Here is a 15037-nt window from a genome sequence, read left to right on the forward strand (position 1 = left end):
AAAAAAGCTCACGTCCTTCTATTTCTCCAGCTGGTTTGACTCGGATGGAGACAGCCCATCAGCTGTTTTTATGCGGCTTTCTAAAGGTCGGTGGTAGAATTCTTCCGGCCATTCCTCTAACGTCTTACCAAGAATACGCCCCGCAAGATCTCGTAAATCATTTGGCGATACTGCCCCAGCCTGAATAAATGGTGTTAGAACCTTCGCTATCTCTAATGGATCTCTAAAGTCAGGACCATTTAATAGAAAGCGGACATGCCATATATCTAAATCCGGGAGAAAAAGAGTATTGAGTTTCCCTGCAATAAGATGCCGCTCTGGCTGAAACACTTGCTCCTCCGTTGTTTTTCGCGCGGTATCTGCTGTAGCCTTGTTATAATCTTGTGACTCTCCTGTGTAAATAGGCGGCAGACGAAAAGCGGAGCGGATTTTGTTTCTCGTCTTTTCATCGTATTCTAAAAAGAGCGCATCCTCTTGCAGGATTTCCGCCAAGGATTTAAAATTCACTTTGACATTTGATACATCTTCTTCACCTGTTAATCCTTTTTCTGTCGGAAGCCCTTCTACTTCGAGCAATAAAAACTTATGCGCATGATCAGACCCTTCAATATCATCCATATAATCTTGTAGCTGCTGATAAGAAGTCTCTGACAGCATGCCGTTTTCAACAATGATGGCACCAGGTACATGCCTTCCTTGCTTAAAATAAAGATAATTCAGCTCTTCTGCTTTTCGTGCGCCATACATATTGACGATGTTGCCAATCCAGCGGGGAATCCCATACGTCCCACTGCCAATTTTAAAATGAATGACTTCTGTTGCTTGAAGTGGTTCTGGTGTAGCATCATCGTACTTGCCTGTTTCATAATTTAATATGCGCGGATCACCATACTCCTTGAAAAAGACTTTCTTCTCATTGATGACCTGCACATATTTTCGGAATCGTTTCTTGCGATTCATCGTCTTTAATTCGCCGTTTTCTGTGTAGCGGAATTCGACGTCGACTGGCTCACTCAACTTGCAAATGCGAATATGGAGTGCATCCAAATACTCGATTCCTGCCGGCTTTCCTTGTCCATCCCGCAGCACCTCTAAAAAGCCATTTCCTGTTTTCTCCCGGTCTTCTAGGACATAACCAAGAATCACGTCAGCAGACTCATCATAGTTCATGTATTTCGTAAACTCTTCGAGTCTTGTCCATTCCTTCTCGGCTGTCTTCTTTTTGACCGGTTTCACATCTTCCGCATTAAAATCAAAGGCGTATTCCACCCCAAAGCCAAAGCCTAAAATGTTTGTTCGATACGCATCTATACATTGCTGAAGAATCGTTGAGTATTCTGCCATGCTTTTTAATTCATTGATATGGTAGGGCGGCGGGACAATGTCATCTTTTTCGTATGAAAATTCATCCTCATACATTTGTTTTGTATGATCAGACATGTTGGCCTTCATAATCGTTGCTTTTAATTGTTTCATTGTATGGACCTCCTCTCCCGGTTTGGACGGACACGCTCTGAAGCAGTCTGTTTCAAATCGGTCACCTCATAATCATCTAGCGCATACCAAATGGCGGATAATGTGTGTGGGTCGATTTGAAATTCATCTTCCTCTAAGCGGCCGTTCTTATCTGCCTTATAGGTTAGTGATTGAAGTTCATAGATGGTATAAGGGCAAGCATCAGAACAAATGATTTTCTTAAATCGTTTAATTTTCTTTGTATATTGCAAACGTGACCCTTGGAACTTATGCGCAGCGACCATTTGAAATCCGCGCTGCCGAAAATAGTGAATCGTTTTAGGCTCTGCTGCGTCTGCCTTAATGAGTTCCTTTGATTCAACAAATTCTTTCAAATCAACAGCTGTTTCATCATCTGTTTTCCCGCGGTCGTAATATTCCCAATAAATATATAAGTACTTTTTTTCATGATCGACAGCTAACCGAATGAGCGCATTGTAGGATTCGACAAATCCAAAATCCATTCCCGCTCGTTTCAGCGGTCTTTCAATCTGCCCGATCGCATCTAATACGTCAGCATGCTGTCTGACCTCAAATTGCGGAAACACTTTTGTGCCATTGATACCGAAGTATCCTTTCCTTGCAATTCGATAAAGGTCTGGATCGTATTCTTTCAGCTCATCCAGCTGCTTGACATAGCTTCTAGGAAGAAATAGATTGTCTTCTGCTGTTGAGTGGTGATAGTACGTATCTTTTATCACGATGGTTCGCTGTTTGTATAAGGTTTCGTCATCAAGGACAAATCGTTTCAGCTGTTCATCTCGAAAGAAATGTCTGTACGTCCAATTATCCTGACCAACGGGATTCGTCGATAACATCATATAAAGAGGTAAAACCGGATGTCTCAGCCTTCCAAGCAGTTCTTTAAATCCTTCATAAGAAACCTCGGAACACTCCTCAATCCAAATAATTGAGATGTTGTTGATCGACTTCAATTTCTCAGGCTTGTCCAGTCCTTTAAATAAAATGCTGCTCCCATTGCGAAAAGTGAGAGCAAGCGGTGAACTGCGGCACTTTACTAGATGATCGATGCCAAGATCGCTGACGATTTCTTGTAAAAGAGAGTAGGTCGACTCCCGGTGCGTATCATACACTTCTCGAATGACAAGTGCTGTTCGTTTTTCCTCAAGCAGTTTTAAAATCAGCTTTAAAGCAATGTGATAGCTTTTGGAGGAGCCATAACCGCCTACTAAAAACTGAAACTTTTGATTCCAATCGAACAAAAAGTGTTCAAAGTGAGGATTGACTTCTTTTTCAATCAACGGCGTCATGAATCGTCCTCTTTTCTTTTGATCATGATATGAAGATCTTCTTCTTTTTCCTCACGAACTGCTTTTTTTGTTTTTTCGATTGTCAGCTCAATTTGCTTCAGCCTTAATCTTCGTTCATCTTTTGCGTGAGCGAGCTCTTCAAACTGTTTAATCAGCCGTCTTAGTTCTCCCATTGCACGAGATTGGGCATTTAAAAAAGTAGCATGCCGATCCCATGAAAATTGAAACGAAAATTCCTCTGCCGTGATCTCTGGCTCTGGATGAATGCCTTCGCCTGTTTCTTCCTCTAATGAAGAAGGCAAGTACGTCGCCTTTTTCAGTTCTTTGATCATGTCATCTTGATCTGCTACATGCATGATGCGCTGCGCTCGAATAATGGCTGCGTATTGAATTTGAATTTGATCCCAGATGATATCAAGAGATGTGCGCCCATCCATTTTTTCCATGATTTCAATCGTTTCATCTGAAAGAAATTGATGAAAGATCGAGTGCGCCTGCTTTGACGGTGTTTTTTGTCTTTGCCAGCCGTATCGTCTTTTCCATGATTTAACGGTATGGATGGAGACGTTGTAATGATCGGCTAGTTGCTGGTACGTCATCCCTTTCATATAATCCTGCTTAGCCTCTATCCGTTTATCTTTCATTTACATTCACCTGCCGCCTCCTTTTAGTTCGAATGATTCCCTGAAGAGAAATCATTTGTGCCGGGCTAGCAAACATTCGTTTGGTCTTTCTAACTATAGGTGGCAACTGTAAGACAAGCTTTTGAAGATTGATGTGATGAAAGAAAAAACGCCTATTCAGCAGCTCTGAATAGGCGTTCTTGTACTTTTTTGGACATTTTGGTCCGAGCTCTTTCCATATGTTTTTGGACTGTTCCTTTTTTTACATCTAGCATGATCGCAATCTCGCTAAATGACAGACCCTGCGTTGTGTGCATAAAAAACACGTCTTTCTCTCGATCTGTTAAAACAGACAAAGCTTCATCGATTCGCTTTTTATCCCGCTCACTTACCTCTCTTTCTTTCTCTTGAATGAGGGTGTATTCATGTGATAAAGCCTCTAATACCTCTTGATTAGCAAGAATGGTGCGCTGATACACAGACCGTCTATCTAATCCTCTGCGTGCGCCTGGCTCTCTCCCGATTTGAAGCCATTCCACCACGTATTCTAAATCACTGACCATACTGGCGATCATTTTTTGATCATGTTTGTCCTGATCTGACATCTGTTTCTCTTCTTTGTCTTTCAATTGTTCATATCGTTTTCTGGCATCTTTTAAACTTCTTTTATATTCAATCAGTAAATCTTGCATCTATGCTCTCTCCCTTTTTTAAGAAAATAAAAAACGGACACCAATCAGCCCCTTTCTATAGGGTCTTGATCGGTGTCCGCAGGCTTTCCGTCTTGGACTTATTCAGTTGTTCTTGTTCATCAGACTAGCTGATTTTAAAACCAATCTCATGATCGACTCTTGCAAAATGCCCTTTTGCTGTTTGAATAATCGTTTTTCCATGCTCAGGTACATCCATCATATAAGCCGTTCCTACGTTTCCATCTAACACAATGACTTGAATCTTTCCTTTTTCCATTTCACCGACAAATGTCTGGTTTTCTTGAATCATGAGTTGTTTTGGCTCGTTCATATGCTTGTCTCCTTATTTGGTGGTGAGGATCTCATATCATCACCCATCGTATTTAAAATGATTTCCATTCGAGGACGCATGCTATAAAACTGTGAAACTCTTAATTCTACAATCTGTAAAGAGGCGTCATCGGTAACGGCATGAAGTGCTTCTTGTATATACTGCAAATTTGGTTGAAGAATGCTGATGTGTACCGGGCGTATCAAGCCTTTTTCAGCAGATGTACGCGTGTCTTGGCTGTTCGCTAGATCAATGGGCATATTGTAAAATGAGCGAATGTCGAGTGATAATGCGCCTTTTATTTTGCTTGTGCATTGCGCTTTAGCGGCTGTTTGAATTCTGTTTATCAATGTCTCTTTTGTGCATAAATGTTCTTTTTCAATGATAAAATGAAGGACCATGCTACGATCTCCCGTCATCCTTCGCCCACTGCCGAATGTCTTGTTCGTTTTGACCCGCATTGAGCAAACATTTCAGGAATGTCATGATTTGCTTCAATCGATTCATGTCGCATTCATCCTTTCCTTCTTCTTGTCATCAACGGCTTTTTCTGCCATGAGGGTCATGTATGTGCGTTTTTCTTCTGCCGTGGGGAAAGCAAAAATAGGCTCTTTTTGATGAAAAGTGATCCAGCCGCCAGCTTGTACTAGGCAATGCTGTGCTTCTTTTCGGGCATCAAATGTCATCTGATGTCTCATCATCATCAAATCCTTTCTCACGGTCCTCGTCCTCTAATCGATAACCATTTCGGGACATTTCATATGGCCAGTAACGTTTTGGATAGCCGAAATCATTCATTTGTGTCACCATCGGATGTTCGATATTCATTCTGTTTGTCTCCCCTTTTTAAGAACGGTCTTCCTCAAGACTATTACTCTTTTTGTGTAACTTTTGACCAAAAAAAAGCTCTTGAACACCGATATTTAGCAAATCTGCAATATGCTTGGCTATTTCTAAGCTGGGCTTTGTTCGGCCCATTTCTATATTTGCATAGCCACTCGTGTACTTATATCCAAGTTTTTTCGCCATATACGTTTGTGTTTTTCCTTGTAATATTCGTTCTTCTCGTAAATTTTCAAGTTTCATGTTTCCACCTCTTACTCATTATGTGTAAGTTATATTCATTATGATAATATACACAAAACGGGTAAGTCAATCATATTTTTATTCTTTTTGTGTATTTATTTATCTTTTCCGTGTAATTCATGATAAAATTTACACATAATATGAAAAAAGGTGTTTCCGATGGATAATTTGACTGGAAAGATTCTAACTGAATTAAGAGAGAAACATGGATGGAGTAAGTCTACCGTTGCCAAAAAACTCGGGTTAAAGGCGATGTCGACCTATGCTAACTGGGAGTATGGATTGAGAAAGCCAGATGGTGAAATGATTGTGAAAATCGCCGAGTTATACGGGGTCTCAACAGATTATCTTCTCACAGGTAAAGACAAAAACGCCTCTGATGACGATCTTACAGATGATCCTGATTTGCAAATTGCGTTTAAAGCTGCCTCCGATTTTTCTGAAGAAGCACGAAGACAAACCATCGACTTTATTAACTACATTAGAGAGAAAGAGAAACAAAAAGGCCGTCAGCCAAAACAGACAGACGACAAATAAAAGATCTCTTTTCATAAAGCATCACATAGCTGGGTAGATACCCAGCTTTTTTTATGTCTCTTTTTCCCCCTAAAAAAGAATGACATATGAATAAAAAATCATGTGTTTTTTGGGCAAAATCGTCTTCCCCTACATAATATGTGACAATTTTCACCAAAAATACTCATTTTTCCACTTATTTTGATTGACATATAATTCTATTATTATTAATATATGTATATACCAAAAAAAGGAGTGTTACCGATGAAAAAATTAATGAAAGCTTGTACATTGTCTTTAGCTGCTTTAGGTGCTCTTACGTTCTTCCAAACAGAAGGTGCTCATGCAGCTGCACAGCCTAAAGAACCAGTTATAGCAAAAGCTCCTATTATGAATAAAGTGATTACGGTGAACCGCACACTTACTGTAGGTTCTTCAATCGCTGTTTCACTTCCAGCAAGTCAAATTTCTGTCTCAGGCGCAACGTATGCCATTCAATTAGACCAAACTGCTCCAAACTTCACTTGGATCCGTGCTGTACAACGCGGTTCTGTTACAGTGTCTTACTATAATTCACTAGGTGAGCTTGTTATTAACTATATTACTGTTCGTTAAGCGATTTTTTTCATATGAAAAGGCGATGACTATATGTTCATCGCCTTTCTGTGTTTTTACTTAGGATGCTTACCAGTGCTTGCCAATCTCTATCTATTATGTTAACTTTTAATAAAAATAAGTTTACATATTGAGAGGGGCTTATGATGGGAAAAATAACGTCTTTGTCTTGGGAAACGCTCGTGAAGAAAGCCATCAATCATGAACCGATTACTATGGAAGAAGGTCTAAAAATTCTTGGAGCAGACGACGCAGAGTTGCTGCCTATTATGCATGCAGCTTATCAGGTGAGATTTCATTTTTTTCAAAAAAAGGTGAAGTTAAATATGATCTTTAACGCCAAAAGCGGATATTGTCCTGAAAACTGCGGGTATTGTTCACAATCGGTGATTTCAACAGCTCCTGTTGAGAGGTATACAATGCTTGACCAAAAAAACATTGTGGCCGGTGCGCGTGAGGCGTTAAAAAGAAAAGCAGGGACTTATTGTATTGTAGCAAGCGGGAGAGCACCTTCGCACCGTGAATTAGATGAAGTCACCGCAGCAGTAAAGGAAATTACTGAGACGATGCCTTTGAAGGTGTGTGCATGCCTTGGGTTATTAAATGAAGAAAAAGCGAAGCGGCTGAAGGAAGCGGGTGTTCATCGGTATAATCATAATCTCAATACACATCAAGATCATCATGCTCAAATTACAACGACCCATACGTATGATGACCGCGTATCGACCATTGATAAGGTCAAACAGTCAGGGATGTCACCATGTTCAGGGGTTATTATTGGAATGGGCGAAACCAATCAACAAATTGTCGAAATGGCTTTTGCGCTGAGAGCCCTTGATGCGGATTCGATTCCCGTCAACTTTCTCCATGCAATTGAAGGAACGCCTCTTGAACATCAAGAACGCACACATCCGATTAAAGCGTTGAAGGTTTTGGCACTGATGCGATTTATCAACCCGGCTAAGGAAATTCGAGTATCTGGCGGAAGAGAGTTTAATTTGCGAACGCTTCAGCCTCTCGCATTATATGCAGCAAACTCTATTTTCGTAGGCGATTATTTAACGACAAAAGGACAGCAAGTTCAAACCGATCATCACATCATTGAAGATTTAGGTTTTGAAATAGAAGAATGTGCGCTTTAAAAAAGTCTGCCGATGGATCGGCAGACTTTTGACGTTGAGATTAGAATCTTTTATGGAAATCGACAGTACCGCTTCCTTCTTCGCGGTCAAAGCTGCCAACAAAAGTCCAGTTAATATAGCCGCCGTCACCATTGTTGACAAACGTACCATCTTCAAATACCCAAATACCAAACGTAATGCCGTCATATTCAACACTATCATAATAGACAACATTGTTCAGTCCGCTAAAGTCATGATCTTGGCTTAAGTTTTGAACAACTACGTTGTAATTTTGACCTGCTTCATAGAATGCACTGTATGCCGCATTTTTTACAAATCCATCACGATTTTGAGATGATTTTACTGCTTGTTCAATTTTATCGGCAATGGCTACTGGATCTATCGAGACACTTCCATCGACACCTGTTGTCGTAGCAGCTTCAGCCTTTTGACCAAAAGTCGTAAGAGATAAAGGGACAGCAACCATTGACGTAGCAATCATAGAGCTAACAAAAAATTTACTTGTTTTCCTCATTATTTCTAACTCCTCCTTTAATTGGTATGTTTATGTACTACCCTTTTATTTGTCAATTAAACACTAATTTAAGAAAAAACTTCTTTTTCTACCAATTAAGAGGCCATTTTTACTGTTTAAAAGGGCAAAACAACAAAAAAACTACTCTTTTAAAAGAGTAGTTTTCCATCATTACATAAACAGGATAAATAAAATCAGACCTAGGATGATTCGGTAGATCGCAAAAGGCACAAGTTTGATTTTATTAATCAGTTTTAGGAAGAATCGAACAACAAAGAGAGCCACAATAAACGCACTCACAAAGCCCACAATAAAGAATGGAAGCATGTCTGTTGTTAAATATTCGGCATTTTTAACAAGTGTTAAGAGGCTTGCTCCCGCCATAATCGGCATGGCCATAATAAACGTAAAGTCAGCCGCCGCGCGGTGATTCAGACCAAGAATAACACCACCTGCTATTGTAGAACCCGAACGCGAGAAGCCTGGCCATAGTGCTAAACATTGAAATAACCCGATATACAGCGCTTGTCTGTACGTCATATTATCCACAGAGCTTGTTTCTGTTTTACGTTTATTGATCCAATCAGCGACAAGCATCAGCACAGCCCCTAAAATCAAACCGACAGCGACCGTTCTCACATCAAACAAATATTTATCAATATAATCTTCAAATAAGAATCCTAAAATGACGGCTGGGACGAGTCCAACAGCAATTTGAGCAATGGTCAGCTTATGTCCGCTGCGTTTTTGTTCTTCTGTGATATTTTTCTTTAAGCCTAACAAGTTCAAAATACGATCTTTAAACACGATCATGACAGCTAAAATAGAACCTAACTGAATCACGACTTTAAATGTGTTTGCAGCCTCTGGCGTAATGATGTCTTTTGATTTTAGCCAAAGATCATCAACAATGATCATATGCCCTGTAGACGAGACAGGTGCATACTCTGTTAATCCTTCGACAATTCCTAAAACCAGTGCCACGAATAAATCCCATAGATTCATGATTTTCTTTCCTTTCAATTCTGATCTTTTGAAGGCAAACATCTATGTCCACATAAAGACAAGCTTTCTTTTTCGAAAGCTCGTCTTTATGATACTATATTTTTTTCTAAAAAAGATTATGACATCAAACCTTTTCTTCTTTATACAAATTGGATCGCATTTTGAACCAATCAAACAGGTGGGTCGTGATCACTTTCAGAACGGCATACGTCGGAATCGCGACAATGATGCCGACTACGCTGAACAATTTACCTGCTGTTAATAGAACAAAAATAATCGTAATCGGATGGATATGAAGGTTTTTCCCCATGACCTGAGGAGAAATGAATTTCCCTTCAATAAGTTGAACCACTGTCCAGACAATGATCAGTTTCAGTAGCATAATAGGTGATGTGACAAGTGCAATCACAATCGCTGGTGTAATGGCAATTGTTGGCCCAAGGTAAGGCACTACACTTGTACATGCCGCAATAATCGCCAGAAGCAGCGCATAGTCAAGTCCAATAATCAGATAACCGATTAAAAGAAGAACACCGATACAGAAGCTGACAATGATCTGTCCAAGAATATAAGAGCTTAAGCGATGGTTCATTTCGTGAAGCACGATATGTGTATGCTCTCTAAACTTATTCGGAATAAATTTCAAGAAATAGTCAGGCAGTTTTTTGCCGTCTTTTAATAGATAAAACAGAATGAACGGAACCGTCACGATCGAGATGATAATTTCAGTAAGCGCCCCTAAGAAAGTGCCGACTCCGGTAAAAGTACTTTCCAAAATCTTCGTCGCTTGACTTGACGCTTTACTCACCAATTCAGAGACGTTAAAATTCATCGTTTTCTGCGCCTGATTAATGAAGTTGCTTCCTGTTAGTTGTCGAATCTGTTCTTCTACTGTATCAACGTATTTCGGCAGATTATGAAACAGACTCATCGTTTGTGCTTGTAAAAAAGGAATAATAGATACAATGGTCACTGTAATAATCCCAATAATGACAATATATAAAAGCAAAATCGAAAAGATCCGTTTGACCTTAAATCTCTCTAATAAATTCACAATTGGATTTAATAAATAATACACAACCCCCGTTAAAATAATCGGTAAGGCAATGGTTTTGATGAGTACAATGAGCGGTGTAAAAATAAAAGATGCCTTCATGAAAACAAGGATATTCAACCCTATTAATAGCAGGATGAGTAAAAAGAGAACAAACTTGTTATCAAGAAAAAATTTTCTAAATCGACTGCTCCACATTTGCATAGAATTCATATCTTTCCTCCAAACACGGGCTATTTTATTAGTAAATTGTACACTACTTGATCATCATTTTGTGATCATTGTTTCAGCTTTTCTTCCAGTTTCGCAATGGACATGGCCCATCCAATCAAAATCGGTTGTCCGATTAATCTCATCCATAACAAGGCTTGTTCTGTGCTCTCTTGCCCTGGAAATGGAATCCCTTCTCTCGCAGCAAATAGGTTCGCAGGGAAAATGAGCACCAGATAGACAGCGATCATTTTTGCTGCCACAATCCTTACGTTTGGAAGAAGCAGTAATACGGCCAGCAGCCATTCCAAGCATGCGGTGGCATAAATGATGCCATAGGGAAATGGCCATCCAGACATCATGCGGGCAAAGCCGCTTGGCTCTATCACATGAAAAACACCGGCTGCTATAAATATAAGCGCGAATGCGTATGTACTTCCTATATGTAGGGTGCGCTTCATGTTCGTTTCCTCCTCCCTCCTTCTCAAGTATTACCCGAATGAAGGAGGAAACTATCCACTTTTCGTACATTTATATTCTTTATGTAAGACGCATCAGCTAAGGTAAAGGTTTCATTCGCTTTTCAATAAAAAAGAAGATTCTTTCATACAAACGCTTTCAAAGCATGTATAATCAGAGAAAAGCAGAAGGAGGGAATGTCATGATTCGATTTGCTGTCATCGGAACGAATTGGATTACAGATCGATTCTTACAGGCTGGTGAAGGAGTGGCGGATTTTACATGTACGGCCGTCTATTCTCGGTCTGCTGAAAAAGGACAGGCATTTGCAGACAAGTATGGCATTGATACCGTCTTTACTAATTTACAGCAAATGGCGGCAAGTGATGCGTTTGATGCTGTGTATATCGCAAGTCCAAACGCCCTTCACAAAGAGCAAGCGATGCTGATGATGGCGCATCAAAAACATGTATTATGTGAAAAACCATTGGCCTCTCACCGGAAAGAGGTTGAAGAAATGATTGCTGCTGCGAAAAAATATCAGGTGTGCTTAATGGAAGCGATGAAGACAACATTTCTGCCGAATTTTCTTCAAATCAAACAGCATCTTGATCAACTAGGCCCCATTCGGCAAGTGATCGCTCATTACTGTAAATATTCCTCAAGATACGATGCCTACCGAAACGGTGAGATTCCAAATGCTTTTAAGCCGGAATTATCCAATGGCTCCTTAATGGACATCGGCGTGTATCTTGTCTTTCCCATCATTTATTTATTCGGGCTGCCACATCAAATCACCGCGAGAGGCTATACACTTTCTTCTGGAGTAGATGGGAGCGGTTCATTACTTTTACAATATGAAGGACATCAAGCACTTCTTTTCCATTCAAAAATCTCAACATCTCATGTATCTGCTGAAATTCAAGGGGAGGATGCCACGATGGTGATTGATCAATTCCATCGCCCTTCTCGTATCATCATCCATGATCGAAATGGACAGCAAACCGATATTTCTCTCAAAGATGATCAACCGGCTATGTATTATGAAATCGATCACTTCATTCAATGCATCAAGCAAAAAAAGGGACAGTCGCCAGTCAATACATTTGCCTTATCCGTTCAAACCATGTCCGTCATGGACGAGGCGAGAAGACAAATGGGCATTATCTATCCAGCCGACAGACAAATGTAATGAGGCATTGAATGAACAAAGGGCGTTTTACAGCCCTTTGTTTGTTCGTGTGAATCTAGTTTGCCGCTAATACATCGGCAAATGCTTTCACATATGGCGGAAGGTCCGGCGGGCGTCTGCTAGATACAATATGACCATCTGTCACAACGGCTTCATCAAACCATTCCGCTCCAGCATTCGTCATATCATCTTTAATACCAGGTGTACTCGTCACTTTTTTACCTTTCAGGATACCAGCTGAAATGAGCACCCATCCGGCATGACAGATTTGTCCGATCGGTTTGCCCTTTGCATCAAACGTACGAACGATGTCTAATACTTCTGGATATCGGCGCAGTTTATCCGGTGCCCATCCCCCAGGAACGAGAACCGCATCATAATCATCTGCTTGAATGGAATAGAAGTCTGCATCTGATACAGCTGGCACTCCGTACTTCCCGATATATTCATGATCTGCTTTTTCGCCTACGAGATGGACAGTTGCCCCCTCTTCTCTTAATCGCAAAACGGGATACCATAGCTCTAAATCTTCAAAATCATCACTGACTAACGCAATGACCTTCTTATTTGATAAACGCATAACATCTCTCCTTTTCTTCGGATTTCCTCTATTGTACGAGATCATCTCTTAAAAAGAAAAGCGGTTCCCCTTGAGGAGAACCACTTTCCATTATTCACTGATCTTGAATTTTTTAATTAAGTCACGCAATTCTTCCGCCATTTGGGAAAGCGTCGTCGAAGAAGAACTAATCTCTTCCATTGATGCCAGCTGTTCTTCTGCTGATGCCGCAATATCTTGAATACTTGCTGAACTCTCTCTCGATACATCTGCAATTTCATTCACTGCTTTAGAAATTTGCTCAGATCCTTTTGAAAGCTCACGAACTGTCGTATTCATTTCATTGATTCTTGTCGCAATTTCCGCTGTTTGCTGATTGATTTGTGAGAAGCTTTCTTTTGTTTGGTCTGTAATTGATAGGCCATTTTTCACTTCTTCATTCACAGATTTGAACATATTTTGAGACGTTTCTATTTCAGAGACAATTTCTTTGACGAGTTTTTCAATCTCTTTTGCAGAATCTGATGATTGAACTGCCAGTTTACGGACTTCTTCTGCTACAACCGAGAAGCCTCTGCCTGACTCACCCGCACGTGCTGCTTCAATGGCTGCATTCAGTGCCAGTAAATTCGTTTGATCTGCTATACCGTTAATGACACCTAAAATGTTGGTGATATCTTTTGATTTATGCTCTAATCCGTTGATCACACTTTCAGCTTCTTTCACTGAATGATCAATCGTTTTCATTTGGCCAACTGTCTGTTCAACAAGCTGTCCGCCTGTTTCTGCGACTGTTTTTGATTGAACCGATGATTCTGTAATGACATCAGATGTTTGAGCAACTTCATTTAGCCCTTCGTTCATTTGTTTCAAGTGGGCTGCACTTTGTTCCACCATTTCACTTTGATTTTCGTTTCCATTCGAGAATGTTTCAATGGATGATGTAATATGTTCGGTTGCTTTTGTCGTTTGACCTGCACTTGCCGTCAGTTCTTCAGACGATGACGCCACGTTCTCAACAGATGTCTGTACAGCTTGGATGACGTCTCTGAGTGACTCACTCATTTCATTAAAACTTGTACCGAGCTGACCAATTTCATCATTTGATTTAACATCAATTTTTTCTGTTAAATCTCCTTCGCTAATCTTCTTAGAAGAGGAGACAAGCATGGAAAGTGGTTTTGTAATAGAACGGATGATAAAGAAGATGAGAATCCCGCCAATGATGAGCGCACCAGCTAATATAATAGCCGCCATGTTGAAGACTGGCTGCGCCGCTTCTTCTACTTCATTGACAAACATTGTACCGGCAATTTTCCAACCAGTCGCTTTGTTTGTTGTGAACTCCATTTGCTTTTCTTTTCCTTCAAACATATAACTCATTGAACCTTTGTCTTGTGTATAAAGCTTGTCTACCCAATCACCTGTTAATTTTGTTCCTGCTTTTTTTGTTGGATGTGCCACGTATGTTCGATCTGGGCTGCCGATAAAAGCATGACCCTCTTTACCAATATTGATACTATTAGACTCTTTTACTAGATTTGCAATGTCCAGGTTCATGGCAATAACACCAGAACCATCCTCTAGTTTTTTAGAAATCGTCACAACAAGCGTACCAGTTGATGCGGTTGGATATGGAGCGGAAACAGACAGCTCACCGTTTTTCGCCCAGCCATCTTTGTACCAATCCCGCTCAGTTGCGACATAATCAGCAGGCATTTTTTGATTTGGATATCTTGAAAACACTTTTCCATCACTTGAAGCAACAAAGATGCCTTCTGTGTCATCATTCATGCTCATGAACTGCTCAAAGCGTCCTTGAATATCAGTCGTTCCTTTTTGCCCCAGCTTTTTCTTCGTAATCCATTTGCTAAAGAAATCGGCTGCGTCTGTTTTTACTTTTACAACCTTCGTAATGTTTTTGTCCAGCTGTTCTACATTTTCCTTTGCACTTTGCATGATTTGATCATTTAAAGAGGTGCTCGCCGTATGATATGAAGAGAATGCCAATACGATAATTGGGCATAAAAGAATAAATAAGAAAGAGAAAACGAGCTTTTTTGATATCGATGGTTTTTTGAAATACTGTATGAAATTCATAAAAAAGAAAACTCCTTTTAGTAAGATAGTATATATATCGGAAGTACTACTAGGTTCTTTACTTTTTTAACTTATTAAAGTCTAGATAAGTCCAAAATACCCAAATTATGTGCAAACAACGGAAAAACACCTGACGTCAAAACGTCAGGTGTT

19 protein-coding genes are annotated in these 15037 nt (G+C 40.1%); 4 read left to right on the top strand and 15 right to left on the bottom strand.

Annotation, left to right across the window (positions count from 1 at the left end):
- Positions 1–18: 18 nt before the first annotated feature.
- From MHI20_RS08270 to MHI20_RS08310, 9 genes are all read right to left on the bottom strand, one after another.
- The gene (locus MHI20_RS08270; protein WP_340937531.1) at positions 19–1476 is read right to left on the bottom strand and encodes a phage portal protein; all 1458 of its coding nucleotides are present in this window, start codon (positions 1474–1476) and stop codon (positions 19–21) included.
- A complete protein-coding gene (locus tag MHI20_RS08275) occupies positions 1473–2774 on the bottom strand; it encodes a PBSX family phage terminase large subunit (RefSeq protein WP_256689362.1) in 1302 nt (433 codons plus the stop codon). Before MHI20_RS08275 ends, MHI20_RS08270 begins: the two co-directional genes overlap by 4 nt.
- An 8-nt stretch (positions 2775–2782) precedes the next feature.
- Positions 2783–3430, bottom strand: coding sequence for a phage terminase small subunit (gene terS, locus MHI20_RS08280; protein ID WP_008344125.1), 648 nt, complete (start codon positions 3428–3430; stop codon positions 2783–2785).
- Between the two features lie 152 nt (positions 3431–3582).
- On the bottom strand, positions 3583–4101 hold the full coding sequence (locus MHI20_RS08285) for a sigma-70 family RNA polymerase sigma factor (protein ID WP_096881788.1): 519 nt from the start codon (positions 4099–4101) through the stop codon (positions 3583–3585).
- A 124-nt stretch (positions 4102–4225) separates the two neighbouring features.
- Complete coding sequence (locus MHI20_RS08290) at positions 4226–4411, bottom strand: XtrA/YqaO family protein (protein ID WP_370648332.1); 186 nt, start codon at positions 4409–4411, stop codon at positions 4226–4228.
- A 17-nt stretch (positions 4412–4428) separates the two neighbouring features.
- Positions 4429–4833 carry a Holliday junction DNA helicase gene (locus tag MHI20_RS08295; protein WP_041507685.1) on the bottom strand — a complete coding sequence of 135 codons (405 nt, stop codon included), beginning with the start codon at positions 4831–4833 and terminating at the stop codon, positions 4429–4431.
- 102 nt (positions 4834–4935) lie between these two features.
- Positions 4936–5130 (bottom strand): hypothetical protein, encoded by a 195-nt coding sequence (locus MHI20_RS08300; protein ID WP_226650593.1) that lies wholly within the window; start codon positions 5128–5130, stop codon positions 4936–4938.
- Positions 5108–5260, bottom strand: a complete 153-nt coding sequence (locus MHI20_RS08305; RefSeq protein ID WP_162835675.1) for a hypothetical protein — start codon at positions 5258–5260, stop codon at positions 5108–5110. The genes MHI20_RS08300 and MHI20_RS08305 overlap by 23 nt, the downstream gene beginning before the upstream one ends.
- 18 nt (positions 5261–5278) lie before the next feature.
- Positions 5279–5518 carry a helix-turn-helix transcriptional regulator gene (locus tag MHI20_RS08310; protein WP_017358976.1) on the bottom strand — a complete coding sequence of 80 codons (240 nt, stop codon included), beginning with the start codon at positions 5516–5518 and terminating at the stop codon, positions 5279–5281.
- A 159-nt stretch (positions 5519–5677) separates the two neighbouring features.
- Here MHI20_RS08310 and MHI20_RS08315 point away from each other — a divergent pair, with 159 nt between their 5' ends.
- The 3 genes from MHI20_RS08315 (at position 5678) to bioB (ending at position 7791) form a co-directional block, all read left to right on the top strand.
- On the top strand, positions 5678–6055 hold the full coding sequence (locus MHI20_RS08315; RefSeq protein WP_256688675.1) for a helix-turn-helix domain-containing protein: 378 nt from the start codon (positions 5678–5680) through the stop codon (positions 6053–6055).
- 243 nt (positions 6056–6298) lie between these two features.
- On the top strand, positions 6299–6649 hold the full coding sequence (locus tag MHI20_RS08320; RefSeq protein ID WP_003213146.1) for a hypothetical protein: 351 nt from the start codon (positions 6299–6301) through the stop codon (positions 6647–6649).
- 146 nt (positions 6650–6795) lie between these two features.
- Positions 6796–7791 carry a biotin synthase BioB gene (gene bioB / locus MHI20_RS08325; protein ID WP_256689363.1) on the top strand — a complete coding sequence of 332 codons (996 nt, stop codon included), beginning with the start codon at positions 6796–6798 and terminating at the stop codon, positions 7789–7791.
- A 40-nt stretch (positions 7792–7831) separates the two neighbouring features.
- On the opposite strand, the gene MHI20_RS08330 is transcribed toward bioB, so the two are convergent.
- The 4 genes from MHI20_RS08330 to MHI20_RS08345 form a co-directional block, all read right to left on the bottom strand.
- On the bottom strand, positions 7832–8305 hold the full coding sequence (locus MHI20_RS08330; RefSeq protein WP_007500557.1) for a hypothetical protein: 474 nt from the start codon (positions 8303–8305) through the stop codon (positions 7832–7834).
- 171 nt (positions 8306–8476) lie between these two features.
- Positions 8477–9310, bottom strand: coding sequence for an undecaprenyl-diphosphate phosphatase (locus MHI20_RS08335; RefSeq protein ID WP_024719699.1), 834 nt, complete (start codon positions 9308–9310; stop codon positions 8477–8479).
- 124 nt (positions 9311–9434) lie between these two features.
- Positions 9435–10577: an AI-2E family transporter gene (locus tag MHI20_RS08340; protein WP_024719700.1), complete on the bottom strand. Its 1143-nt coding sequence runs from the start codon at positions 10575–10577 to the stop codon at positions 9435–9437.
- 65 nt (positions 10578–10642) lie between these two features.
- Complete coding sequence (locus tag MHI20_RS08345; protein WP_217967882.1) at positions 10643–11035, bottom strand: DoxX family protein; 393 nt, start codon at positions 11033–11035, stop codon at positions 10643–10645.
- Positions 11036–11235: 200 nt separating this feature from the next.
- Here MHI20_RS08345 and MHI20_RS08350 point away from each other — a divergent pair, with 200 nt between their 5' ends.
- Positions 11236–12225 carry a Gfo/Idh/MocA family protein gene (locus MHI20_RS08350; protein WP_340937548.1) on the top strand — a complete coding sequence of 330 codons (990 nt, stop codon included), beginning with the start codon at positions 11236–11238 and terminating at the stop codon, positions 12223–12225.
- A 55-nt stretch (positions 12226–12280) separates the two neighbouring features.
- Here the strand turns inward: MHI20_RS08350 and MHI20_RS08355 are convergent, their stop codons facing one another.
- Complete coding sequence (locus MHI20_RS08355) at positions 12281–12805, bottom strand: type 1 glutamine amidotransferase domain-containing protein (RefSeq protein ID WP_008344162.1); 525 nt, start codon at positions 12803–12805, stop codon at positions 12281–12283.
- A 90-nt stretch (positions 12806–12895) separates the two neighbouring features.
- Complete coding sequence (gene tlpB, locus MHI20_RS08360) at positions 12896–14884, bottom strand: methyl-accepting chemotaxis protein TlpB (RefSeq protein WP_340937550.1); 1989 nt, start codon at positions 14882–14884, stop codon at positions 12896–12898.
- Positions 14885–15037 lie beyond the last annotated feature (153 nt).

This window comes from Bacillus sp. FSL K6-1106 (genome assembly GCF_038005245.1).
Taxonomy (GTDB): Bacteria; Bacillota; Bacilli; order Bacillales; family Bacillaceae; genus Bacillus; species Bacillus altitudinis.

Coding starts and splice junctions, on each gene's coding strand:
- MHI20_RS08270 (WP_340937531.1), bottom strand. CDS start 1,476: ATGAAACAATTAAAAGCAACGATTATGAAGGCCAACATGTCTGATCAT.
- terS (WP_008344125.1), bottom strand. CDS start 3,430: ATGAAAGATAAACGGATAGAGGCTAAGCAGGATTATATGAAAGGGATG.
- MHI20_RS08285 (WP_096881788.1), bottom strand. CDS start 4,101: ATGCAAGATTTACTGATTGAATATAAAAGAAGTTTAAAAGATGCCAGA.
- MHI20_RS08290 (WP_370648332.1), bottom strand. CDS start 4,411: ATGATTCAAGAAAACCAGACATTTGTCGGTGAAATGGAAAAAGGAAAG.
- MHI20_RS08295 (WP_041507685.1), bottom strand. CDS start 4,833: ATGGTCCTTCATTTTATCATTGAAAAAGAACATTTATGCACAAAAGAG.
- MHI20_RS08300 (WP_226650593.1), bottom strand. CDS start 5,130: ATGAGACATCAGATGACATTTGATGCCCGAAAAGAAGCACAGCATTGC.
- MHI20_RS08305 (WP_162835675.1), bottom strand. CDS start 5,260: ATGAATATCGAACATCCGATGGTGACACAAATGAATGATTTCGGCTAT.
- MHI20_RS08310 (WP_017358976.1), bottom strand. CDS start 5,518: ATGAAACTTGAAAATTTACGAGAAGAACGAATATTACAAGGAAAAACA.
- MHI20_RS08315 (WP_256688675.1), top strand. CDS start 5,678: ATGGATAATTTGACTGGAAAGATTCTAACTGAATTAAGAGAGAAACAT.
- MHI20_RS08320 (WP_003213146.1), top strand. CDS start 6,299: ATGAAAAAATTAATGAAAGCTTGTACATTGTCTTTAGCTGCTTTAGGT.
- bioB (WP_256689363.1), top strand. CDS start 6,796: ATGGGAAAAATAACGTCTTTGTCTTGGGAAACGCTCGTGAAGAAAGCC.
- MHI20_RS08330 (WP_007500557.1), bottom strand. CDS start 8,305: ATGAGGAAAACAAGTAAATTTTTTGTTAGCTCTATGATTGCTACGTCA.
- MHI20_RS08335 (WP_024719699.1), bottom strand. CDS start 9,310: ATGAATCTATGGGATTTATTCGTGGCACTGGTTTTAGGAATTGTCGAA.
- MHI20_RS08340 (WP_024719700.1), bottom strand. CDS start 10,577: ATGAATTCTATGCAAATGTGGAGCAGTCGATTTAGAAAATTTTTTCTT.
- MHI20_RS08345 (WP_217967882.1), bottom strand. CDS start 11,035: ATGAAGCGCACCCTACATATAGGAAGTACATACGCATTCGCGCTTATA.
- MHI20_RS08350 (WP_340937548.1), top strand. CDS start 11,236: ATGATTCGATTTGCTGTCATCGGAACGAATTGGATTACAGATCGATTC.
- MHI20_RS08355 (WP_008344162.1), bottom strand. CDS start 12,805: ATGCGTTTATCAAATAAGAAGGTCATTGCGTTAGTCAGTGATGATTTT.
- tlpB (WP_340937550.1), bottom strand. CDS start 14,884: ATGAATTTCATACAGTATTTCAAAAAACCATCGATATCAAAAAAGCTC.